We start from the raw sequence: 21,657 nt of genomic DNA on the forward strand, positions 1-21,657 counted from the left end.
GTGGGGGGCGCGTAGGGGGCGGGCCGGTGGGGGGGTGGGGTGCCTGGCTTGCTCTGCTCGCCCGGCCCTGTACGTGGTTCGCCTGGTGGGGGCGAGTGGGTGCGCTCGGCCGGCCCCCTTGGCTAGCCTCGTCCTTGCTGTGGCTCGCGTTTCGGGCTGCTGGGCGGGGAGGGGGTGTCGGGCACGAGGAAGGCCCTTCCGCTGGACGTGCACGAGCTGAGGACCAATGCAAGGGATTTGAACCTTTTGCCGGACTTTCAAGTTCTGAAGGAAAACCGGGTGTTGGCCGGCTAACGTCGCAGGTCGGGAAGGGTGGTCCCCGCGCACGCGGGGGTGGTCCCCACAGCTCGTCCTGGGGGACTGTCCCCACCTTGTGGTCCCCGCGCACGCGGGGGTGGTCCCGCCGCCCCGCCGATCTACCGGGCGATCTGCGGGTGGTCCCCGCGCACGCGGGGGTGGTCCCGACACCATGGTCACGCGGCAGCGGACGCCCTGGTGGTCCCCGCGCACGCGGGGGTGGTCCTTCCAGGTCCCGCGCGGCGCCGCAGGCGGGGCGGTGGTCCCCGCGCACGCGGGGGTGGTCCCTCCGGGTCCATCCCGTCGATCGTCAGGTGGGAGTGGTCCCCGCGCACGCGGGGGTGGTCCTCACCCCATACCGGTGCGCCCGGGACAAACTGTGTGGTCCCCGCGCACGCGGGGGTGGTCCGCGGGGGGCCTTTCGCGTGCCAGCCAGTGCACCGTGGTCCCCGCGCACGCGGGGGTGGTCCCGATGCGCCGCCCACCGCGAACGCCGTTCGCGCGGTGGTCCCCGCGCACGCGGGGGTGGTCCCTACCACCTGAAGGGCCGATGATGACCGACGAGGTGGTCCCCGCGCACGCGGGGGTGGTCCCTCACGTTTCTACCTCCCGATCAGTCCGGGTGGGTGGTCCCCGCGCACGCGGGGGTGGTCCCCGCAGGGGTCAGGGCCGGGGTGGACGGGTTGGGTGGTCCCCGCGCACGCGGGGGTGGTCCGCTCCCTGCTCGCATGGTGCAGCCGGTCCCCGCGTGGTCCCCGCGCACGCGGGGGTGGTCCCGCCCGGTGGTGCCGAGGGGTTGAAGTGCCGCCGTGGTCCCCGCGCACGCGGGGGTGGTCCCCCCAGCGGGGGCCACCGGCGGGGCCGCCGCGGGTGGTCCCCGCGCACGCGGGGGTGGTCCCGTCGGCGGCCACCTCGGCACCCGGCTGTGGGCGTGGTCCCCGCGCACGCGGGGGTGGTCCTTCTATCGGTGGTATGTGAACGGAAAGCCGTCGGTGGTCCCCGCGCACGCGGGGGTGGTCCGATCCGCCACCCCTGCGCCCGGGCCAGATCGACGTGGTCCCCGCGCACGCGGGGGTGGTCCCGTCCGGTAGGAGCTGTACTTCGGTGGGGTCAGGTGGTCCCCGCGCACGCGGGGGTGGTCCCGGTCCGGCGGCTCCGGCATGGATCAGGGGTTCGTGGTCCCCGCGCACGCGGGGGTGGTCCCGGGGCCAATTTCACCGCGATCTACGGCGGTGGGTGGTCCCCGCGTACGCGGGGGTGGTCTCGCACTCAAGCGCCTGGCCAAGCACCCCGACGCGTGGTCCCCGCGCACGCGGGGGTGATCCCGAGACGACCACCCCGGTGTGCGGTGCCGAGCCGTGGTCCCCGCGCACGTAATCAGATGGCCGTGGCATGAAACAGCCCCCACTACCTCTGATCAGAGTTGAAGGGGGCTCTCGTACCGGTAGTACGTCGAAGGCTGCATGGGCGCTCAGGCAGCGCCGAACTCGCCGCCCTTCACACCCTCCACGAAGGACGAGAACGCCGAGGCCGACAAGCTCAACACGGGGCTGGCCGAATCCTTCGAGTCACGGACAGGAACCGTGTGGTGCGATGCGACGAGGTCTGCCGCTACCTCCACGCAGGCCCCTCCGTTGGAGCTGTAGGAGGACTTAACCCAGTGCAACGATGACGAATTGTTCAGCACGGTGAACTGCCCCTTCGAATCTTGTTGATCATGGCTACCGAGGCAGCTTGAGATGGTGCCTCGGCTTGCAACAAATGGTAGTTCCGAAGCACCGGCAGAACGAACCGCCCATCACGCTCAAGGTAACCGCGCATCGATGACTCGGCGTATGCCATGAGCTGACGATCGGCCATCGTCAGGATGTACGCCGGCAGGGTCATCGACCGCAGCTCGCCAAGAGCGAACGGCGCCACCTGCAAGACGGTGTTGGGCTGCTCGGCGAAGTGAACCAACCTGGCCAACTGGGCGTCCATGACCGAAGGGTCACCGATGGGGCAGTAGAGGCAGCTCTCATCGAGGACCACGAACACCTCCGGCGCCGACTTTCGGGCAAGCATTGCTTGCCGCTTCGCGACAAGCTCTACCCGCTCCTGCGCCTGGTCGGGGGTGAGCGCACCACGCTTGGCTTCGCTCGCCACCAATGCCGCTGTGTACTCCGGGGTCTGAAGCAATCCCGGGATGACGCCCACTTCGTACAGCCGGATCTCGGCCGCGCGCCCCTCGTACGCCACGTACTCCGGGAACCCGTCCAACAGACTGCCGTGGTGCATCTCGCGCCACTGGCGCTCGAACGTGTCCGTCGTCCCGAGTAGGCCGAAGGCCCTGTCCGCGGCTCTCGCGAAGCGCAACGAAGGTGTTTTGCGGGTAGTTTCGACCCCAGAAATATGCCCACCGGAAATGCCCATGTGCGTGGAAAGCTCCGCCTGCGTCCAGCCGCGCGCCTCACGTGAGCTGCGCAGACGCGCTCCGAACGCCGCTAGCGGGGATGCCTCCGGGTTCAGATCCTTACGGTTCATCTTTCACCACCCCTGATTGATCTTTCTCGTCAGCCACGTTGATCGAGCCAGGACCGTGGGCCAACCTGAGCCTCTCAGTAGCAGCCTCGCTACGGAGAGGAGTGATCCCATGTGCGGAGAGAACGTAGCGGAACATCACCAACTCCGCCCCGGAGACCTCACATACGACACCGGCAAGGGTGCGCTCGGCATCGTCATGGACACGGGCACGGAAGCGGACGGTGGGTCGAGGGTTCCCTGTCCAAGACGGCCCGCACAGTCCTGCCCGTGACCACTGCAGACACCCCAATGCTCGGGGCGACGTTCCACTCAACCGATTTGGAGAACGTAGATGAGCAAGCTCGCACCGTCCGCCTTCCCCTCACAGGTACAGCGCACCACGATCGCTGACCGGTCGGCGGGCACTGTCCGTCCGTTCGGTCTGACCACCGCCCTGCCCATCCGGGACGTGGAGGGTGACGCGGACACCACGACCCCGCTGTCCCTGTGCCTGACACGGCAGATCACGGTGACCGAGAGCGGACACCCGTTCATTCACGCGCCGTCGATGAAGACGGCGTTCACCAGCCAGACCCAGACGCGGGAGGACATGCAATTGGCGACCGACACGGAGAACGACACTGACTGACGGCGCCCGGCCTACCTGACGAAGGGAACGTGACGCCGTGACGGTCCTGGTGCTGACCCGCCCCGACCTGGACGCGACTGCTGATCTGGTCATTGCCGAGCTCAACGACCGGGGGGTCCCGGTGCACCGCGCCGACCCGGGAGACTTCCCGGAGCGGGCGGAGTTCGGTGCCACGCTCGGCACCGGCCAGGTGGACTGGTCGAGCACGTGGCGCGGTCAGCACCGGGGCCTGCGGATGCGGGACGTGACGGCGGTCTACTACCGCCGTCCCAGCCCGTTCGCCCTGCATCCCGGGCTCTCCGCCGAGGACGCCCGATGGGCCTTCGACGAGGCCCGGGCGGGCTTCGGCGGAGTCCTGGCGTCGCTGCGGTGCACCTGGGTCAACCACCCGCACAACAACGCGGTGGCCGGCACCGCGCCGGTCGCGCTGGCCACGGCCCTGCGTTGCGGTTTGCGTGTCCCACGAACGCTCCTCACGAACCATGCGGATACGGCAAGGGAGTTCATCCGCGGCCTGCCGCGGAAGGTAGCGGCGTACAAGACCCTCGGCACAACGGGTCCGATCGGTACGGGCGGCGAACCGGTGGCGGTGTGGACCAGCCGAGTGGAAGCCGACGACATCACCGACGAAGTGGCGCGCACGGCCCACCTGTTCCAGGAGTGGATCGACAAGGAGCACGAGGTCCGACTCACCGCGGTGGGCTCGCAGATGTTCGCCGCCGAGATCCACGCCGGTTCGCCCGCTGCCCGGATCGACTTCCGACGTGACTACGACTCGCTGACCTACCGGCTCTGCCACGTGCCCGCGGGCGTCGCGCACGGCGTCCGCCGGCTGATGGAAACCCTCGGACTGCGCTACGTGGCCCTGGACTTCCTCGTTGATCAGGGCAACCGCGACTGGCACTTGATCGACGTCAACCCGGGCGGCCAGTTCGGGTTCGTCCCTGACCTTCGCGCGCCCATCACCCAGGCCCTCGCCGATGTTCTGGAAGGAAGGCAGTGACCACCATCTCCACCGCTTCGGAGGAAGCCCGCGCCCACCTGGTCCGGAGCATGACCGACGCCGGGGCGTTGACTTCACCGGGCTGGACGGACGCGTTCCGCGGCGTGCCCCGGGAGGCGTTCGTACCCAGCTTCCAGGTCCGTCACGGAGACCAGATCGACACCCTCACCGCGCAGGACCCCGGCTTCCACGCCGCGGTCTACCAGGACACCTCGCTGATCACCCGGTGGGACGCCGGTGGCACCGCCGTCAGCAGTTCCAGCGAGCCGTCCCTGATGGCCCGGATGCTGGAGGCGTTCCCCCTCACCCGCACCGACCGGGTCTTGGAGGTCGGCACGGGCACCGGATACAACACCGCCCTGCTCTGCCACCGCCTCGGCGACGACCAGGTCGTCAGCATCGACATCGACCCCGAGCTGACGGCAACAGCTCGGCGGAGCCTGGCCTCCGTCGGCTACGTGCCGGACCTCGTCACCGGCGACGGCACGCGCGGCGTCGGCGACCGCGCCCCGTACGGTGGAATCCTCGCCACCTGCGGAGTGCACCGCATCCCCGCGGAGTGGGTACGCCAGGTGCGGCCCGGGGGAACCATCGTCACGAACATCGGGACCGGCATCGTGCGCCTGAGCGTCGGCGCGGAGTCCGCGACGGGCGGGTTCCTGCCCGACCCGGCCGCATTCATGATCGCCCGGCCCACCCCCGAGCAGGTGGCGCACCGTGCGTCGTCGTACACCGCCCTCGTGATCAACGGCACCGGCCGGGACCGCCGGATCGACCTGCCGGACGCCCAGGACCCGCGCGGCTTCTACCAGGACCTGATGGAGGGCGGTGCGCTCGAAGTCGCCATGGCCCAGTACGACGTGCTCTCCATCGCCCTCACCGCCGGCGACACGGACGTGTACGGGCTCGTGCATCCGGACACCGGTTCGTGGGCCCGCATGACCCCGGCCGGGAAGTCCACGGCGGACGTCACCGTGGGCGGCCCGCGGGACCTGTGGACCGAGCGGGCGACGCTGACGGCACAGTGGATCGCCGCCGGACGGCCGGGGCCCGACGCCTACACCCTCACCGTCGAACTCGACGGTGCGCACACCCTCCGGCGCGAAGAGCCCACGACCACCTCGTGGCGGCTCTGACCCCCACCACCACGGCCGGAGCCGAACGGGGCCCGCCTCGGTGACAGTGGTGTGGGGGCGGACGCGAGGGAGAACCTTCCGCTGAACGTTCACAACCTTGGGTTGGCATGGGCCTTTAAACCCTTTGCCGGACTCTCAAGTTCTGAAGGAAAACCAGGTGTTGGCCGGCTAACGTCGCAGGTCGGGAAGGGGTGGTCCCCGCGCACGCGGGGGTGGTCCCCGCACGCGCGGGGGTGATCACCCCTGTTCGTGTGAGGGCTCGGTCAGCGACCGACCAGTACGTCCCCGAACCCGCTCCGGGCCGCGCCGGACATCGTTCGATGCAAGGACTCCGCTCGCGAGCGGACCAGCCCCTGGCGGTATGCCTCCGGAAGCCTCGTCCAGACGTCCGAAGCCAGCTCCGCCGCTGCCGACTGATCCCCGTCCGCCGACAGGCACAGAGCGGTGTCGATGGACAGGAGGGCGCGCGTCATCACCGAGGGGGACCGGGTCAGGGCGAGCGCCGCTTCCTGCTCCTCGTACGCCTCACGGGTCCGGCCCATCAGGGTGAACGCCTGGGAGAGGTGGACGTGGTGCTTCTGGAGCGGGTAGCCGAACCAGGTGTCGGCGGTCTGGGAGGTGTCAAGCCGGTCGGCGATGGACCGGGCGTCGGCGACCGCGCCCAGAGCGGCCTGGTGGTCCCCGGTCGAGGCGAGGGCCCGCGCGGTGACGGCGGCGGCGAGCGCGGCGGCAGCGGTCGGAGACTTCCCGGCTTCCGTACGGGAACGCACGGCCAGCGCCGCCGCGGTCTTCGGTGCCCCGTAGTTGAGCGGGACCATCGCGTGCCGGGCCAGGACCCAGGCCAGCATGTGCCGGTCCCCGGATTCCCGGGCCGCCTGTTCGGCGGTCGCGAACCATCCGTAGGCGTCCCGTTGGTCTCCCCGGTCGTGCTGGATGATCGCCACCAGACCGGTGATTCCCGCGGCCGTACGGGCCAGTTCAGCCCGGGTGGCCGCCGGATGCGGGCGGCCGAGCACCTCTCGTAACAGGCCGAGGTCGGCGGTCATCTCGTCGAGGACGACACTCGGCGGGCGCCCGTGGTACCCACCACGGTGCCTCTCGAAAGCGCCTGCCAGATACGCCAGATCACCGGCGTCGGAGCCGGAGAGGCCAGCGTCGATGCCCTGCCGCGCCTCGGCGATGCCCGGTAGCGCGGCCGTTCCCGCCGTCATCGCCGCCACACCGAAGAATCGTCGTCGTTCCACCGCCGTCTCCTCCTTCCCCTCTCCGTCCGGAGCCGCTCGGCGCTGCTGCCTGCGCCAGCGCCTGCTCGCGGCCACAGCGTGGACGATCTCCTCGACCGAACACCCGTAGCCCTTCGCCAGCAGCTCGTGCCAGACCGGTGTCGGCAGACGGCGTTCGGTCTCCCAGCGTTTGAGGTTCTCCGGGTCGAAGCACTTGCCCCCCTGGACCTTCTGTAGCACCAGGGCCTGTTTCTCGCGGGAACGTCCTTCGGCTTCCCGGATTTCCCTCAACAAGGCCCCGATGCCTTCTGGTGCCATCATGCCCATCCCCCAAGCGCCTGAAAGTCCCGTCTCTCATCCTGGCCCCCTGAAACGGCCCCCCACGCGGAAACGCACCCCTTCCTGGCACCGGTGGCCGGACCGGTCACGGAGTTGACTGGATAGCGGCCGGTCAGCAGACGGAAGACGGCACATGCCTTCCCGCGACGCGGCAGCTCACCGCTCAGGTCCGTCGGCCATCGGAGGGGTCCGTCATGCGCGTACGCGGCATAAGATTCTTCCCGCTCCGTGACCCGTCCTCCGTGCCGCTGGGCCGTCGGCAGCTCCGCGGCCTCCTCACCCAGCGGGGACTGCACGTGGACGAGGACTCCGGGATCGCACTGATCACCGTCACCTCGGAGCTGTTGGCGAACGGCCTACTGCACGGCACCGGGACCATGCTCACCGTCGGGGTACGCATCGGCCTCGGACACCGCCGAGTCCCGGTCGAGGTGTACGACGACTCGCTCGCCCTGCCGCACCGCCGAGCCGCTGGCCTCAACGCCCGGAGCGGACAAGGACTGTTGCTCATCGACCGGCTGGTCACTCGTCACGGCGCCGAGCGGACCGACCTGGACAAGCGGGTCTGGGCCGAGATCACTTGTTCCGCGACAGCCCCAGACCCAGTACCGGCTGTTCTCCCGTCGGCGGCCCCGCGCCTCTTCGACCGGCGGCCCCTCCGTCGGGGAAGCTCGCCTGACGCTCCGCCCCGGCCTTTGATCGTCCGGTCCGCGACGGCGTCACCGAGCAGACCGGGCAGCACCACCGCACCTTCCATCACCCAGAAGAAGGGAACACTTCATGAGCGAACCGATGAACGCCACCGTGAACACCGAGGACGAGCTGCTACCGGTAGAGATCGGTGAGATCGCCGAACTGACCGAGGGCCAGGACGGCACCGGGAGCGAGGACAAGCGGCGTATGTACAACTGACGCCCGCGAGGTGGTGCGGCCCTATCCAGGGGCCGCACCACCCCTTCCCGTTCGTGACTCCGTCCATGGAGGAAGACATGATCTTCGGAGGTTCCTGTACGGCCCGCCCCGGTGAACCCCGCCCGGTGGGCGCGGAGCCCGTCGCCGCCGGATCGTCCGTCTGGCGGCTCGGCCCGGGGCCAGCACGGGTTTCCGCTACTCGCGGCGGCCGACGCCGGGTCACGGTCCTCGGTTGCTCCGGCGGCTCGGACCAGGAAGTTGCTCGCCTGGCGGACACCCCGCTCCCGACCGACATCACGTGGCGATGGCCCGGCACGTACACCGTGGTGGACGAGAACGAAGAGCTGGTGGCGCTGTACACCGACCCGGCCGCCGCCCAGCCCATCTACCTGGCCCGGCATGAGAACGACTGGGTGTGGTGCAGCTCCGCCCGCGCCTTGGCCGCGCTCACCGGAGCCGGTATCGACACCCAGCGGCTGGCATGTGCCGTCTTCCTGCCCTCGGTCCCCGCACTCGCCAACGGGCGGACCTTCTTCGCCGGGGTGAAACAGCTTCCGCCCGGCAGCCGGATCGAGCTGCCGAGAAACGGGAGTGCTCCGCGCCGTGCCACCGTGTGGCGGCCCACCTCCGAAGGCGCACCGGAGCAACGCCTTCGCCAGGCCCTGAACGCGGCCGTGGTCCTGCGTACAGCGTCCGATCCGAACCTCGCGTGTGACATGTCCGGCGGACTGGACTCCACGTCCCTCGCCGTTCTGGCGGCGCAGGCACTCCCGCCGGGCAGCGACCTGAACGCCGTCACCATCCACCCCGAGGGCGACGAGACCGGAGCCGACCTGCGGTACGCCCGTCTCACCGCTGCCGCGCACACGGACCGAATCGTCCATCACCTGTTGCCGCTGACCGCCGAGCACCGCCCGTACACCCGGATCGCCACCGTCCCCGCGACGGACGAGCCCGCACCCTCGACCCTGACCCAGGCCCGCCTGACCGGACAATTCCGCTGGATGACGGAACGTCTGGGCACCCGTACCCATATGACCGGCGACGGAGGCGACAGCGTCCTGTTCCAGCCACCGATCCGACTCGCCGACCTCGTACGACACCGGAGCATCCGACGCCTGGTGGGCGAAGCCCTCGGTTGGGCCCGGCTACGGAGGAGGCCGGCGCTTCCCCTGTTGCGGGACGCCGTCACGGTCGCCAGGGCCGGTCGGCACGAGGCACTGGCCGATCTCGCCCGTACGGTGGGCACTCCCGGCCGCGACGATCACGGGCTGGTGCGCTGGTTCCCCTTGATGCCCTTCCCCTCCTGGGCCGAACCGGCGGCCCGGAAGAAGCTGGTTGCCGCCGCACAGGAGGCCGCATCAGCACCTGATCAGCTACCGGGGCTCGATTTCTCCGTACGGTCCCTGGTGGACGAGATCCGCGAGGTCGCCCGCACGGCGACCGCCGATGCAGCTCTGGCGCGAAGTTGCGGCATCGACCTCCACAACCCGTTCCTCGACGCGGTCGTGATGGACGCCGTGCTGCGGACACCGCTCGACCGCCGCCCGGCCGTCCACGAGTACAAGCCGCTGCTGCGACGTGCCATGGCGGACCTCCTGCCCCCGGAGGTCGCGGCCCGCACGACCAAGGGCAGCTTCGAGGCAGACCACTACACGGGGATGCGCGCCAACCTCCCGGATCTCCTGCCCCTCGCGGACGGGCACCTCGCCTCCTTCGGTCTCCTTGCCCCTGACCGGTTCCGCCGAAGCCTGCGGGAGGCGTCAGCTGGCGTGCCGATGCCGCTGGCCACAGTGGAGCAGGCACTCATGGCCGAAGCCTGGCTCGTCGCCCACCACCGCGAACCCGCCCCCGTCTGGACGTACGAGCCCGTGGGGAGCGCACATGGCTGACCTGCCCGAATTCGCCAGCGCACCCGGTTACGTCCGTTCCGTGGATTTCGAGCATGTCCTGGTGCTCCTGGACTACCGGACCGGACGGGTCCAGTGCCTGCTCCCCGCAGCCGCCGAACTGTGGCACGAGGCCGCCGCCACGGGACGCTTGGACGGCATGGAACCCACCCTCGCCACGCGACTCCTCGACGCCGGCCTTCTGGTGCCGACCACCGCTCCGACCCCATGGCCCCTGCCGGTGAGCGCCAAGGCGCCTCTCGCGAGCTGGGGCGGCACCGAGCACACCGCAGGCACGACCCGTCCGGGCGTGGCGTGCTCCCCCACAGCCGTGGCCGCCCTCGGAACCGTCCTCGGGATCATACGCGCGGGCACCCGACACACCGCCATGCACCGCCTCACAACCGTGATCAAGCACGCCGCGACAGCCGTCCGACGACCCGCCACCCCCACCGAGGCAGCCTTGGCCGTCAACGCCGTACGCCGGGCTGGCTGGTATTCACCGACTCGGACCGCATGCCTGGAGGAATCAGCCGCCGCCGTGCTACTTCTGGCCTCCCGCCGTCTCTCGGTCACCTGGTGTCACGGCGTCGCACCCGACCCCGTCCGACTGCACGCCTGGATCCAGACCGAGGACGGAGCCCCGGCCGCCGAACCGCCCTCGACCCTGTCCTTCACCCCCGCCCTCACCATCGGAGCCCGTCATCAGCGCCAGCACTGACCCCATCCTGTGGGTCTCCAACGACACCTGCGCCCTCGGCCCCTACCGCGCCGATCTCGTCGAGACGTACTGGCGCTGGGAACAGGACCCCGCCCTCCTCGTCGGCTACGGCCGCCAGACCCCCGAATCCCTGGAAGCCCGCACCGAGGGCATGGCCCACCAACTCCGCGGCGGCAACCCCCGCTTCACCGTCTACGACCTCACCAGCGGCGAGCCCGTCCCCGCCGGAGTCACCACCCTGCTCCCCGACGACTCCGTGCGCACCGCCGAATACGTCATCATGCTCGCCCCCGAAGCCCGCGGACGCGGCCTCGGCACCCAGGCCACCCGCCTCACCCTCGACTACGCCTTCCACATCACCAACCTCCGCATGGTCTGGCTCAAGGTCCTCGCCCCCAACAAACCCGGCATCCGCGCCTACGAGAAGGCCGGCTTCCACACCGTCGGCGCACTGCGCCAGGCCGGCTACTGGCTCGGCCAGGTCTGCGACGAGATCATCATGGACGCCATCGCCGACGACTTCACCGTCCCCTCCGTGATCTCCCCTCTGCTTGGCAAATAGAACGGAAGCGATACACCACAATTTCCACCAACCCTTCGAACGAATTGATCTCCACTTCAAGAGAAATCCTGGTAGCACCAAGGCAACCACCTTCCGCTTGACGCCTTCGCCGAATCAGCGAATATCCAACCCCGACCTGCGCACTCCTCCCCAACCACGCCATCGAATCAAAGACGTTGACCAGGGAGACTTGGATGACCAGGTCCACCGCCGGCGCCGGGCGGGGGCCGTGTACCGGCACCGGCTCAGTCAGACCGTGTCTTGAGCGAGTCCCCTTCGCCGAACTCGTTGGCTAGCTTCGTTCTTGCCGGTGCTCGTGCCTCGGCCGTTGGGGTACACAAGGGAGGCACTCCGCTGAGCGTTCACAACCTTGGGATTGACATGAGGCTTTTGGACTCTTTGCCGGACTTTCAAGTTCTCAATGAAAACCGGGTATTGGTCGGCTAACGTCGCAGGTCGGGAAGGGTGGTCCCCGCGCACGCGGGGGTGGTCCCCCCCGGTGCGCGCGGGGCGTTCCGGGGGTTCGGTGGTCCCCGCGCACGCGGGGGTGGTCCCCGCAGCGGGTTGCTTCCGCCCTGGGCGGTCTCGTGGTCCCCGCGCACGCGGGGGTGGTCCCCCTGCTCCAGACCATCGTGGCCCTCGCCGTCGGTGGTCCCCGCGCACGCGGGGGTGGTCCCTGTGCCACCCGGCGGAATCCGCTCTGCACTTTGTGGTCCCCGCGCACGCGGGGGTGGTCCATCCCGGGACACACCGCCCGAATGGACCGATACGTGGTCCCCGCGCACGCGGGGGTGGTCCCCGGGTGAGGTCCTCTGCCTCCTCTGCCAATCGGTGGTCCCCGCGCACGCGGGGGTGGTCCCTGGTAGACGCCTACGCCGGTCTGCGGGTCCAGGTGGTCCCCGCCGCACGCGGGGGTGGTCCCTATTCACGGCCTCCGCCTCGGCGCGGCCCCGGGCACGCGGGAGCGGACGCGGGTGGAGAGCGGGCCCGACTTCGCGTGCCCCTCACACGCGCGACAGTCCCGTAAACCCTGGGGTTGAGATACCCTTCGGTCGTGACCACCAACGACCGAACCGCCCGCCACCTCGACACCGCCATCGACGCCATCATTGACGAACTCGCCACCATCGCGGATCCCGTTGAACGGCAGAACGCCGCCCTTCACGTCCTCGACACCCTTCTCCCCGCCGCAAAAGACCGCGTCCGCGCCATGCGCGCCGAAGCCGTCGCGGAACTCCGCGAAGGCCGCACCCTCGCAGCGGTCGGACAGCTCCTAGGCGGCATCTCCGCCACCCGCGTCGACCAGATCCTCAACCCCGGGCGCAAGAAACGGTGACACCCCCTCCCGTCGAGACGGGACGGGGGTGTCACCACGCACGCGGGGGGTAGTCCCCCTGCCCCGAGAACCCACCGCCCCCACACGCAAGACTCTGGAAGCACTCCGCGAGAGCATGAGCCGTTGGCAGAACGACCCCATCGGGGACTGGCTTGTCAAGGCCCTCAAACCACTCGCCACTTGAAACCGTTGAACGCAGGAGATCGCCGTGCCCGCCACGCCACTGACCAGCGCCGAGCTTGCCCAGGCCCTCACCCACCTCCCCGGCTGGGCCGTGGAGGACGGAAAGCTGACCGCCGCCTTCAAGGCCGACCGCTCCGCCCTGCCCGCCCTGTACGCGGCCGTGGCGGCGGCCGAGGACGTGGCCAACCACCACGCCGAGGTCCAGATCCTCTACGGGACGATCGGCTTCGCCCTCAACACCCACGATGCCGGGGGCGCCATCACCGCACTCGACACCGCCATGGCCGCCCGCCTCACCACCCTCGCGAGCGAGCACGGCGCCCGCCCCGCGGAGGGCTGACGCACGACGGGCCCCGCCACCCGCGCGCCCCGCGGCCAGCGCCCCTGCACCCGCACCCGCACCCGCACCCGCACCCGCACCCGCACCACCGGAACAACGAGCATGGTGACCGACCAAGCCGAGCCAGGCCGAGCCGGAGCGGACGACCGAGCCGGCCTGAGCCCCCGTCCCGGGCAAAGGCCCCGGCCCGCCCCGGGCCAAGGGGCAAGGGCGCGAGCCCGCACGCGAGCGCCGCCCGTGCACGACAAGGCATCGGCACATGGCGGATTCGGTCATGGAACGCGGCGGCGAGCGGGACTAGCGTCGATGACGTCCAGTCATCCGCACCCGACCGGGGAGAGCACCAGCGATGAGTCAGCACACCGCCGAGGACGCCGGGACCTTCGAGAGTTACGTGGAAGCCGTTCTCGACGTGCTGGCCGCCGCGCCGGACCGACCGGTCGTCACCACGGCGGAGGGCGTGGTGATCCGGGCGGCGGACTTACACGACCAGGTGCTGCGACTCGCCGGGGAACTCGCGGCGGACGGGATCGGGCCGGGCTGCACGGTCACGCTGCTCACCGGCAACACCGTCGAGGCGGTCGTCGCCCGCTACGCGGCCAACCTGACCGGCGCCCGGGTGGTCAGCCTGTACGAGGGCATGAGCCCGGCGACGATGGCGCACATCATGGCGAGCGTCGACAGTTCACTCCTCCTGGTGGACGGTCAACGCCAGCGCACTGCATGGGAGTTGCAGGAACTTGCCGATGTGCCCCGAATGCTTTCGCTGGGTCCGGGCGACTTCGCCGAGGACGTGCTCGCCAGGGCCGCGCACCGCCCCGCGCTACCGATGCGCGGCCGGGTCGGCCCGGACGACCACTGCCGCATCGGGCACACCGGCGGCACCACGGGCATCCCCAAGGGCATCCCCGCGACCCACGGCCCCCTCCGGCGCGGCCTGGACTTCCGGTTCGAGAACGCCGGCGTCCCGCCCCGGCTGCTCGTCTGCACCTCGCTCTCCCACATCGCCGGGTTCCTGGTCGACCAGGCGCTCTACCAGAACGGTTCGGTGGTGCTGCGGCACGCGTTCGAGCCGGGTGAGGTGCTGGCCGCCGTCGAGCGGGAACGCGTCACGCACACCTGGCTGTTGCCGCCGCTGATCTACCAACTGCTGGACCACCCGGACCTGGCCACCACCGACCTGTCCAGCCTGACCCGGATCACCTACGGCGGCACGGCGGCCTCGCCGATCAGGATGCGGCGGGCGGCCGAGGTCCTGGGGCCCGTGCTCTACGGGATCTACGGGCAGTCCGAGGCCCAGCTGATCACCACGGTGTCGCCCGCGGAACTCCTGCGCACCGGCCCGGGCGGGCGGCTCACGGTGGGGCGGGCGGCACCCGGCGTGGAGATCGTCATCCGCGGCGCCGACGGCACCGACCTGCCGCCCGGGGAACCCGGCGAGATCGTGGTGCGCTCGCCCGCGGCGATGCCCGGCTACTGGAAGCAGCCGGAACTCACCGCCCAGGTGCTGCGGGACGGCTGGGTGCACACCGGTGACGTGGGCTGCCTCGACGAGGACGGCTACCTCTACATCGTGGACCGGATCAAGGAGATGGTCGTGGTGGTCGGGGGCCATGTGTACCCGTCCGAACTGGAGGACCTGCTGTTGGGCCACCCCACCGTCGCCCAGTGCACGGTCTTCGGCACCCGGGACGAGGACGCCGTGGAACACGTCCACGCCGCCGTCGTCCCCGTCCCCGGCCGGCGCCCGTCCCTGACCGAGATCCGTGACTACGTCACCACCCGCAAGGGGCGCCTGTACGCCCCCGACGCCCTGCACCTGGTGGACGCCCTCCCGCTCACGGCGGTGGGCAAGCCCGACCGGCGGCACCTGGCCGACCGCTTCCCCGGCTGAGGGGCCGAACGGACGGGGGCCCGGGCGGAGGCCCTCCGCTCGGGTGCCCGTCCCGGGGGCAACACTTGCCCCCGGCCGCGGACCGCTCCCGCAAGGCGGGTCACTTCGACGGGCGCGGGCACGCGAGCCAGTTCACGCCGATGCCGTTGTCCTGGGCGAAGGCCGGGGGCAGTGTCCCCTGGTCGCTACGGCGGACGCCGGCGGTGAACCCGGTGCGCTGGGCCCCGTAGAGGCCGGGGACGCAGAGTTCGGCGGCCCGGACGGTGCCGGTGAGGGTGGCGACGAAGGCGGGTTCGTCCGGCAGGTCGACCGACCCGTCCGCGGTGGCCTCGGTGAACAGGATGCGTGCGTCCTTGCCCTGCACCCAGGTGTCGGGGGCGGTGCGGCCGGCGGCGAAGGCCGTAGTGTCCTCGGGGCAGGCGATCCAGTTGATCCGCAGTCCCCGGCTCCGCGCCGTCTCCGGGTCGAGGTCGCTCTGGTCGCTGAGGCGGACGGCGACGGTGAAGCCGTCGCGGCGCGGGTCGACGACGGCGACCGTGCTGAGGTCGGCCGTCAACGCGTCGCCCACCACGGACGCGACGACCACGGGTGTCGTGGTGAAGCCAGCGGGGCCGGTGTCCACGTCGACCAAGACCACCCGGGTCCCGTCCGCCTCCTGTCGCCAGGCGTCGGGGTCGGTCCGGCCACAGGCGACGCCTTCGGCGTCCGGGGGGCAGGCGATCCAGTTCAGCCGGAACCCGTTCTCCACCGCTGCCGCGACGTCCAGGCCGGCCGGGTCGACCCAGCGCAGCCCGGCCCGGAACCCGTTCGGGGACTCCTGGTGGATGCCGGGCGCACCGAGGTTGGCCGCGTACCGGTGGCCGGCGACGGAGGCGACGTGGACGGGGGTCTGCTCGAAGCCCTCCCGGCTGCTGTCCGCCGTGACGACGAGGGTGTGGGCATCGGGGCCTTGGGCCCAGCCGGCCCCGCTCTGGCCCGCGACGACCTGGCCACCGTCCGGCACGGGTAGGGGCGGGACGTGGGTGTCCACCGTGGCGGAGGAGTGGGCGGAGGTGTTGGCACGGGTCGCCGAGGCGATCCGCGCGGTGGCCGTGAGGGTGCTCGCCGCGGCACTGCGGGAGACGGTGCCGCGGACGGTGATCCGCGCACTGCTGCCCTTGGGCAGGTTCAGCGGTTGGCGCAGCCCGTGCGTGGTGGAGCCGGGCCCGAGGACGGTCCCGCCGTGCGTTTCGCACTCCACGGTGACGTCGGAGAGGCCGCCGGGGATCGCTCCGGTGACCTCTGCGTCGGGGGCGTCGTTGGGGCCGTCGTTCTGCACCGTGATCGTGTAGCTGACGCGGTCGCCGACCTTGGCCGTTGCCGGGCCCCGCAGGTCCAGCGGCATGTCGGCGGGGAGTGCGACGTGCAGGCTCCTGATCGAGTGGGCCGCCCTGGCCCCGCCCGTGCTGGCCGAGAGGCCGAGTTTGAAGGTGGTCGGTAGGGCGACTTGTCCGGGGGCCGTGGTGAGGTCGTAGCCGTCGATGAGGAGTTCGGTGTCGGTCCCAATGGTGTGCCGCACCGTCAATTTCCCTTGCACAATGCTGACTTGGACGTGGGTGCGCTTCAGCCAGTTGGTCCGGAAGCCGCCGGAGACCTCCCTGCCGGTGAGCCATCGGAAGCCCGTGCGCAGGTTGCCGGAACCGCGCACGCCGAGCGTGTCGGGCGTGCGCCCCGGCCCGTTCGGGCCGGCCAGGTCGGAGGCGTAGTTGCCGTAGTTGTCGAAGCCGACGCCCACGTACCCCGCGGTGACCCCTCGTGTCGCCGTGCTGGGGTTGGTGCCCATGCGGGAGTAGCCGAGCGCCGCGCCGTAGGCGCCGGTGTCCGTGGTGTGCCGTCCGTCGATCAGATAGAGGCAGAATCCATCGCCGAAGTAGTCGAGGTCGGTGCCCTCGCAGGCGTAGTCGAACTCGATGCTGACACCGAGGCGGGAGGAGAACGACTGGTCGAGGTAGGCGGTACCGGCCTTGTCGTCCTCGTCGGGCGTCAGTTGCAGACAGCCGTCCGGCCCCGGGGTCAGCCTCGCGTCACCGCGCAGCACCCAGTGCGGGTTGGCCGTACGGCCGGCGGTGAACGACTCGTCGATCGGGAACGTGGCCTCGTCTGCGGTGGGGGCAGTGCTCATGGTCGTGGCCATGGGTGACTTCCAAGGGGCTGGGGTGCTGGTCGGGTGGACCGCCGAAGGCGGTGGCCGGCGCCGGAAGGCGCGGGGCGCTCAGCGCACACGGCCCCGCCCTAGCGAGGGGCTGGGGACGGGGCCGCGGTAACGGGTCCGTGGTCGTAGTCGTGGTCGCCGAGCGGATCAGTAGCCGGGGGGCACCGCGCTCCAGTACTGGGCGAAGGTCCCGTGGTAGATCTCGACGGAGACTCCGCCGCCGAACTCCCCGCTCCCGGTGAGGTAGAGGGCGTGGTGGGGGGCGAGCACCAAGGTGAACCGGCCCTCACCCCAGTACTCCGCCCGCCACTGCTGGTTCACGTTGGTGGGGTCGCAGGTCTGGAGCGTGACGGAGCCCTGGGAGCCGCCGCCCGGTGCGGTGAGGCACGTGCCCGTCGCCTTGTTCTTCAGGAGCTGCTGGCCTTCGGCGCCGCTGAGGCCCCAGAGCTGACGGTCGCTGTTCGGCGCGCGGTCGACCATGACGAGCCGGCCGCCGCTGTCGACGTCCATGGTGCGCGTGTTGGAGTTCGGCGGGGTGACCTCGTAGCGGACCCAGGTCTCGTTCTGCTGGGACGGCGGTGACGTCTGCGGAGCGGCCGCCACGGCCAGGCCGGGGGCACCGCCCAACAGGGCGGCGATGACGGCCGCGGTCGCGATGCGCTGGGCAGGAGACATGGTTGACCTCTCATGTCTTGGGGGATGTTCGAGAGGCGTGCGGGCCCGTCCGCGAACGGCGTCGGGCGCCCCGCGGTCCGTGGACCACGCCGGGGCCGCCCGAGAGGACGGATCGCTCACCGCCCCGGCTGCTGCGCCTCGAAGACCCGATGGGCACGCAGATGAATCGTGCTCACCCGACCAGGCTAGCCATATGTCCGGCCACCCGCAGCTCAGCGGGAACCTGCTGGTCACAGCCGTGCACGCGGCCCGCCGGGGCCGGCCGCCGCGCGACCGTCACCCCACGGTCCGGACGAACCACTGCTGGTCGAGCACGTCCACGTAGGGCTGGAGGACGACTCCGCTGCCGAGCTGCTCGCCCCCGGTGAGGGCGAGATCGAGGTTGTTCGAGGGGGCGATCTGGGCCTGGCCGGGCTTCACGTAGTGCAGGTCCCACTTCTGGTGCACGTCGTTCTTGTCGCAGGCCCGGACGGTGACGGAGCCCTGGGAGCCGCTCGGCGCGGTGAGGCAGGTGCCGGTCGCACGGTTCTTGACGAAGAGCTTCCCGCCGGTGCCGCTCAGGCTCCACTGCTGGCGTTCGCCCTTGGCATCCGGAACGCCCACGACGACCGTGCCGCTGCCGTTGACGTCCAGCTGCCTGGCCGGTGCGGCGGCCTCCGGGTAGATCCGGAACTGGTACCAGGTCTCGTTCCGCTGGGACGGCGGTGACGCCCCCGGGCTGGCCGCCACGGCCAGCCCGGAGGCACCGCCCAACAGCGCGGCCATGACGGCCGCGGTCGCGATGCGCTGGGCAGAAGACATGGTCGACCTCCCATGTCGTGGGGGATGTCCGGGAGAAGCGTGCGGGCTCCTCCCCGAACGGCGTCGGAAACGGCGGTGCGAGCCGTGGCACCGCGCCGAAGACCACCCGAGGCGGCCCGTCCGGCCACGGTCCAGGTTGCTGCTGCCGGGCCGCCAAGGCCCGGTAGGCACGGTGGGCGGGGGCGAGGTGGTGCTGCGTACCCGCTCGACCAGGCTAGCCAGGGGCCCGGCCGGTCGCAGCCCAGCGGGGACCGGCCGGCTGCGGCTGTGGGTACGGCGGGAGGACGCGGGCGAGGAACGAGGAGCGCCACGTGAACGGCATACTCGACATCGGGACGATGTTCCATGGCCGGCTGGAGGAAACCGACTGACGAACAACGCGGACAGCCTCAACGCCTCCACGTTCGGGGACTTGATGATGAGATGGGATGGTTGAACCTTTTGCCGGACTTTCAAGTTCTCATGAAAAACCGGGTGCTGGCCGCCTAACATCGCAGGTCGGGAAGGGTGTTCCCCGCGCACGCGGGGGTGGTCCGTCCCCCCGGGTGTACGCCAGTTCGATCATCCTGTGTTCCCCGCGCACGCGGGGGTGGTCCCAGGCGAAAGTGTGCCGGGGGCTCCGTCAGTTGGTGTTCCCCGCGCACGCGGGGGTGGTCCCCTGGCCTACGCGATCACGATCGCTGAGCAGCAGTGTTCCCCGCGCACGCGGGGGTGGTCCGCGTCCACGGCCGCAGCCACACGCAACCGCGCCGTGTTCCCCGCGCACGCGGGGGTGGTCCTGCCGTCATGGCCCTGAATCCGATCACCTTGATGTGTTCCCCGCGCACGCGGGGGTGGTCCCCTCTCGGGCCCGACGGCACGCTTCACCAACGGGTGTTCCCCGCGCACGCGGGGGTGGTCCCCTCTCGGGCCCGACGGCACGCTTCACCAACGGGTGTTCCCCGCGCACGCGGGGGTGGTCCCCTCTCGGGCCCGACGGCACGCTTCACCAACGGGTGTTCCCCGCGCACGCGGGGGTGGTCCCAGGTTGTCGGCGCCGGCCGCCCCGATCGGGCTGTGTTCCCCGCGCACGCGGGGGTGGTCCCTCGTTGCCGACGTTGGTGAGTTGGAGTTGGTTGTGTTCCCCGCGCACGCGGGGGTGGTCCCCACGTCGCGCCGCCGGAGATGGAACTCCTCGGGTGTTCCCCGCGTGAAGGAACGATCCAAGTAATCCCCGCGCACATGTGGCATGAAAAGATCCCCGCCAACTCGGATCGAAGTCGGCGGGGGCTCTCTCACACTGCCGGTTGTCCGTCGAAGGCCGCATTGACGCTCAGGCAGCGCCGAACTCGCCGCCCTTCACACCCGTCACGAAGGACGAGAACGCCGAGGCCGAGAAGCTCACCACAGGACCGGCCGCGTCCTTCGAGTCACGGACGGGGACCACACCCGTGGCGGACACGTCAGGAGCCCACTCGACGCATGCACCCCCGTTGTGGGTGCTGTAGGAAGACTTGACCCACCGCAGCGGAAGGGAGTTGGTCCTAGCCATTAGATGCCCTTTCGTAGCTGTTCGATCATGGCGACAGACTCCGCTTGGGACGCTGCCTCGATCTGTAGCCGATGGTAGTTCCTCACCAGCGGCAACACAGAGGGCAGTTCACGGTCCAGGTTCCCCTGGGTCTCCGACTCGACGTAGGACATCAGGGACCGGTCAGCCATCGTCAGGAGGCAGACGAGTCGGATGAACGGCTTCCGCTCCGCCATGGAGAACGGGGCGATCTGGAGGGCGGTATGCGACTGTCCGGCGAACTCAACCAGGTGTGCCAGTTGCGCATCCATGACGGCAGGGCCACCGATGGGCGTGCGAATGCAACTCTCGTCCAGGACTACGAAGATGATCGGCGACGGCGTTCGGACCAGCATGGCCTGCTGCTCTATCAGGTAGTCGACTCGCTCGTCCGCCTGTTCAGGACTGATGTCACCTCGCTGGACGTCACTGTCTGCCAACACCCGGGCGTACTCCGGCGTCTGAAGCAGACCGGGAACGAGGCCCGATTCGAACACTCGGATCTCCGCTGCCCGGCCCTGGTAGGTGACGTACTCCGGGTATCCCTCCAGCAAGCTGCTGTGGTGCATCTCGCGCCACTGGCGCTCGAAGGTGACGTCCGTCCCGGTCAGGCCGAACGCCTTGTCAGCGGCTTTCGCGAAGCGCAACGAAGGTGTTTTCCGGGTAGTTTCGACCCCTGAAATATGCCCCCCGGAAATGCCCATGTGCGTGGACAGCTCCGCCTGCGTCCACCCACGCGCCTCGCGTGAGCTGCGTAGACGCGCTCCGAACGCTGCTTGAGGCGATGCCTCCGGGTTCAGGTCCTTGCGGTTCATCCTTCACCACCCCTGGTTGATCTTTCTCGTCAGCCACGTTGATTGAGTCAGGACCGTGGGCCAATCTGAGCCTCCCAGTAGCAGTGTCGCTACGGAGAGGAGTGACCCCATGTGGGGAGAGAACGTAGCGGAACATCACCAACTCCGCGTCGGAGACCTCGCATACGACACCGTCAAGGGTGTACTCGGCGTGGTCATGGACACGAGTACGGAGGCGGGGCTGATCTACCTCCGCCCCCAGGGCGGCGGGGTCGAGTGGACCGTGCAGCGCGATCACGTCCGACTCGCCACTGCCACGGATCAGTTGAGGCCGACCCTGGCCGCGGTGAACGCGCAGAGCCTGCGCCGGGCGTCATGGGGGTGAACCGACGCTTCCGCCACGTCGAGTGGACCCTGAAGGCCCTGACGTTCCGCGAGGTGCAAGCGCACGTCCAGTGCGTCTCGGGGGTTCCGCAGTGCGGGGCGGTGCCGCCGCGGAGGCCCGAGCACCTGTCCCCGGACGGCGTCCTCACCTGGGCCGAGGAGCACTTCCGTGCGACGGGCCACCGGCGTTACGACCGGGTGGTGTTCGACACCGTGCAGTGGGACCCGCCCCAGGGCGTCGACCCGCGCGGCCTCCCCGGGGTGACGACGTGAGGCG

Annotated in this window: 20 protein-coding genes and 3 CRISPR repeat arrays; of the genes, 12 read left to right on the forward strand and 8 right to left on the reverse strand. The window is 70.3% G+C overall.

Translation table 11 applies throughout. From position 1 onward, the window contains the following. The first annotated feature begins 312 nt into the window (after positions 1-312). Positions 313-1,622: direct repeats of the CRISPR family, unit length 28 nt; unit sequence GTGGTCCCCGCGCACGCGGGGGTGGTCC. Positions 1,623-1,768: 146 nt separating this feature from the next. Together ACSMX9_RS12750 and ACSMX9_RS12755 are read right to left on the reverse strand one after the other, a co-directional pair. Next, positions 1,769-1,981, reverse strand: coding sequence for a DUF397 domain-containing protein (locus tag ACSMX9_RS12750; protein WP_445402975.1), 213 nt, complete (start codon positions 1,979-1,981; stop codon positions 1,769-1,771). Further along, the gene (locus ACSMX9_RS12755) at positions 1,978-2,820 is read right to left on the reverse strand and encodes a helix-turn-helix domain-containing protein (RefSeq protein WP_366113374.1); all 843 of its coding nucleotides are present in this window, start codon (positions 2,818-2,820) and stop codon (positions 1,978-1,980) included. The genes ACSMX9_RS12750 and ACSMX9_RS12755 overlap by 4 nt, the downstream gene beginning before the upstream one ends. A 331-nt stretch (positions 2,821-3,151) precedes the next feature. Here ACSMX9_RS12755 and tgmA point away from each other — a divergent pair, with 331 nt between their 5' ends. The 3 genes from tgmA to ACSMX9_RS12770 are packed head-to-tail and all read left to right on the forward strand — an operon-like array spanning position 3,152 to position 5,587. Then, positions 3,152-3,448: a putative ATP-grasp-modified RiPP gene (gene tgmA, locus ACSMX9_RS12760; RefSeq protein WP_445402449.1), complete on the forward strand. Its 297-nt coding sequence runs from the start codon at positions 3,152-3,154 to the stop codon at positions 3,446-3,448. A gap of 37 nt (positions 3,449-3,485) precedes the next feature. Then, the gene (gene tgmB / locus ACSMX9_RS12765) at positions 3,486-4,451 is read left to right on the forward strand and encodes an ATP-grasp ribosomal peptide maturase (protein ID WP_445402450.1); all 966 of its coding nucleotides are present in this window, start codon (positions 3,486-3,488) and stop codon (positions 4,449-4,451) included. Further along, on the forward strand, positions 4,448-5,587 hold the full coding sequence (locus ACSMX9_RS12770) for a methyltransferase domain-containing protein (protein ID WP_445402451.1): 1,140 nt from the start codon (positions 4,448-4,450) through the stop codon (positions 5,585-5,587). Before tgmB ends, ACSMX9_RS12770 begins: the two co-directional genes overlap by 4 nt. A 263-nt stretch (positions 5,588-5,850) precedes the next feature. Here the strand turns inward: ACSMX9_RS12770 and ACSMX9_RS12775 are convergent, their stop codons facing one another. After that, positions 5,851-7,131, reverse strand: coding sequence for a helix-turn-helix domain-containing protein (locus tag ACSMX9_RS12775; protein ID WP_445402452.1), 1,281 nt, complete (start codon positions 7,129-7,131; stop codon positions 5,851-5,853). 798 nt (positions 7,132-7,929) lie between these two features. Here ACSMX9_RS12775 and ACSMX9_RS12780 point away from each other — a divergent pair. From ACSMX9_RS12780 to ACSMX9_RS12810, 7 genes are all read left to right on the forward strand, one after another. Then, entirely contained in the window at positions 7,930-8,061 is a 132-nt protein-coding gene (locus tag ACSMX9_RS12780) for an albusnodin family lasso peptide (RefSeq protein ID WP_445402453.1), read from the forward strand. A gap of 77 nt (positions 8,062-8,138) precedes the next feature. Beyond that, on the forward strand, positions 8,139-9,953 hold the full coding sequence (locus ACSMX9_RS12785; protein ID WP_445402454.1) for an albusnodin/ikarugamycin family macrolactam cyclase: 1,815 nt from the start codon (positions 8,139-8,141) through the stop codon (positions 9,951-9,953). Next, complete coding sequence (locus tag ACSMX9_RS12790) at positions 9,946-10,671, forward strand: lasso peptide biosynthesis B2 protein (protein ID WP_445402455.1); 726 nt, start codon at positions 9,946-9,948, stop codon at positions 10,669-10,671. Before ACSMX9_RS12785 ends, ACSMX9_RS12790 begins: the two co-directional genes overlap by 8 nt. A 4-nt stretch (positions 10,672-10,675) precedes the next feature. Beyond that, on the forward strand, positions 10,676-11,233 hold the full coding sequence (locus tag ACSMX9_RS12795; RefSeq protein ID WP_445402976.1) for a GNAT family N-acetyltransferase: 558 nt from the start codon (positions 10,676-10,678) through the stop codon (positions 11,231-11,233). Positions 11,234-11,698: 465 nt separating this feature from the next. Further along, positions 11,699-12,092: a CRISPR direct-repeat array (repeat unit 28 nt; unit sequence GTGGTCCCCGCGCACGCGGGGGTGGTCC). 195 nt (positions 12,093-12,287) lie between these two features. Next, a complete protein-coding gene (locus ACSMX9_RS12800) occupies positions 12,288-12,569 on the forward strand; it encodes a hypothetical protein (RefSeq protein ID WP_445402456.1) in 282 nt (93 codons plus the stop codon). Positions 12,570-12,777: 208 nt separating this feature from the next. Continuing rightward, positions 12,778-13,092, forward strand: a complete 315-nt coding sequence (locus ACSMX9_RS12805) for a 4a-hydroxytetrahydrobiopterin dehydratase (RefSeq protein ID WP_445402457.1) — start codon at positions 12,778-12,780, stop codon at positions 13,090-13,092. Between the two features lie 349 nt (positions 13,093-13,441). Beyond that, positions 13,442-14,986 (forward strand): AMP-binding protein, encoded by a 1,545-nt coding sequence (locus tag ACSMX9_RS12810; RefSeq protein WP_445402458.1) that lies wholly within the window; start codon positions 13,442-13,444, stop codon positions 14,984-14,986. A gap of 100 nt (positions 14,987-15,086) precedes the next feature. Here the strand turns inward: ACSMX9_RS12810 and ACSMX9_RS12815 are convergent, their stop codons facing one another. The 5 genes from ACSMX9_RS12815 to ACSMX9_RS12835 all read right to left on the reverse strand — a co-directional run bounded on the left by ACSMX9_RS12815 (position 15,087) and on the right by ACSMX9_RS12835 (position 21,017). After that, entirely contained in the window at positions 15,087-17,147 is a 2,061-nt protein-coding gene (locus ACSMX9_RS12815) for a hypothetical protein (protein ID WP_445402459.1), read from the reverse strand. Positions 17,148-17,324: 177 nt separating this feature from the next. Then, positions 17,325-17,852: an RICIN domain-containing protein gene (locus ACSMX9_RS12820; protein ID WP_445402460.1), complete on the reverse strand. Its 528-nt coding sequence runs from the start codon at positions 17,850-17,852 to the stop codon at positions 17,325-17,327. A gap of 276 nt (positions 17,853-18,128) precedes the next feature. After that, positions 18,129-18,653 (reverse strand): RICIN domain-containing protein, encoded by a 525-nt coding sequence (locus ACSMX9_RS12825; RefSeq protein ID WP_445402461.1) that lies wholly within the window; start codon positions 18,651-18,653, stop codon positions 18,129-18,131. Positions 18,654-19,160: 507 nt separating this feature from the next. Next, positions 19,161-19,798: direct repeats of the CRISPR family, unit length 28 nt; unit sequence GTGTTCCCCGCGCACGCGGGGGTGGTCC. A 167-nt stretch (positions 19,799-19,965) separates the two neighbouring features. Then, complete coding sequence (locus tag ACSMX9_RS12830) at positions 19,966-20,184, reverse strand: DUF397 domain-containing protein (RefSeq protein WP_366113359.1); 219 nt, start codon at positions 20,182-20,184, stop codon at positions 19,966-19,968. After that, positions 20,184-21,017, reverse strand: a complete 834-nt coding sequence (locus ACSMX9_RS12835) for a helix-turn-helix domain-containing protein (protein ID WP_445402462.1) — start codon at positions 21,015-21,017, stop codon at positions 20,184-20,186. Before ACSMX9_RS12835 ends, ACSMX9_RS12830 begins: the two co-directional genes overlap by 1 nt. 196 nt (positions 21,018-21,213) lie before the next feature. Between ACSMX9_RS12835 and ACSMX9_RS12840 the strand changes: the two genes are divergently transcribed. After that, positions 21,214-21,381, forward strand: coding sequence for a hypothetical protein (locus tag ACSMX9_RS12840; protein WP_351239208.1), 168 nt, complete (start codon positions 21,214-21,216; stop codon positions 21,379-21,381). Then, positions 21,372-21,653, forward strand: coding sequence for a DUF7848 domain-containing protein (locus ACSMX9_RS12845; protein ID WP_351239206.1), 282 nt, complete (start codon positions 21,372-21,374; stop codon positions 21,651-21,653). Before ACSMX9_RS12840 ends, ACSMX9_RS12845 begins: the two co-directional genes overlap by 10 nt. Positions 21,654-21,657 lie beyond the last annotated feature (4 nt).

It is taken from the genome of Streptomyces sp. LE64 (assembly GCF_052606915.1).

Coding starts and splice junctions, on each gene's coding strand:
- ACSMX9_RS12755 (WP_366113374.1), bottom strand. CDS start 2,820: ATGAACCGTAAGGATCTGAACCCGGAGGCATCCCCGCTAGCGGCGTTC.
- tgmA (WP_445402449.1), top strand. CDS start 3,152: ATGAGCAAGCTCGCACCGTCCGCCTTCCCCTCACAGGTACAGCGCACC.
- ACSMX9_RS12775 (WP_445402452.1), bottom strand. CDS start 7,131: ATGATGGCACCAGAAGGCATCGGGGCCTTGTTGAGGGAAATCCGGGAA.
- ACSMX9_RS12780 (WP_445402453.1), top strand. CDS start 7,930: ATGAGCGAACCGATGAACGCCACCGTGAACACCGAGGACGAGCTGCTA.
- ACSMX9_RS12785 (WP_445402454.1), top strand. CDS start 8,139: ATGATCTTCGGAGGTTCCTGTACGGCCCGCCCCGGTGAACCCCGCCCG.
- ACSMX9_RS12790 (WP_445402455.1), top strand. CDS start 9,946: ATGGCTGACCTGCCCGAATTCGCCAGCGCACCCGGTTACGTCCGTTCC.
- ACSMX9_RS12810 (WP_445402458.1), top strand. CDS start 13,442: ATGAGTCAGCACACCGCCGAGGACGCCGGGACCTTCGAGAGTTACGTG.
- ACSMX9_RS12815 (WP_445402459.1), bottom strand. CDS start 17,147: ATGAGCACTGCCCCCACCGCAGACGAGGCCACGTTCCCGATCGACGAG.
- ACSMX9_RS12820 (WP_445402460.1), bottom strand. CDS start 17,852: ATGTCTCCTGCCCAGCGCATCGCGACCGCGGCCGTCATCGCCGCCCTG.
- ACSMX9_RS12825 (WP_445402461.1), bottom strand. CDS start 18,653: ATGTCTTCTGCCCAGCGCATCGCGACCGCGGCCGTCATGGCCGCGCTG.
- ACSMX9_RS12830 (WP_366113359.1), bottom strand. CDS start 20,184: ATGGCTAGGACCAACTCCCTTCCGCTGCGGTGGGTCAAGTCTTCCTAC.
- ACSMX9_RS12835 (WP_445402462.1), bottom strand. CDS start 21,017: ATGAACCGCAAGGACCTGAACCCGGAGGCATCGCCTCAAGCAGCGTTC.
- ACSMX9_RS12840 (WP_351239208.1), top strand. CDS start 21,214: ATGGACACGAGTACGGAGGCGGGGCTGATCTACCTCCGCCCCCAGGGC.
- ACSMX9_RS12845 (WP_351239206.1), top strand. CDS start 21,372: ATGGGGGTGAACCGACGCTTCCGCCACGTCGAGTGGACCCTGAAGGCC.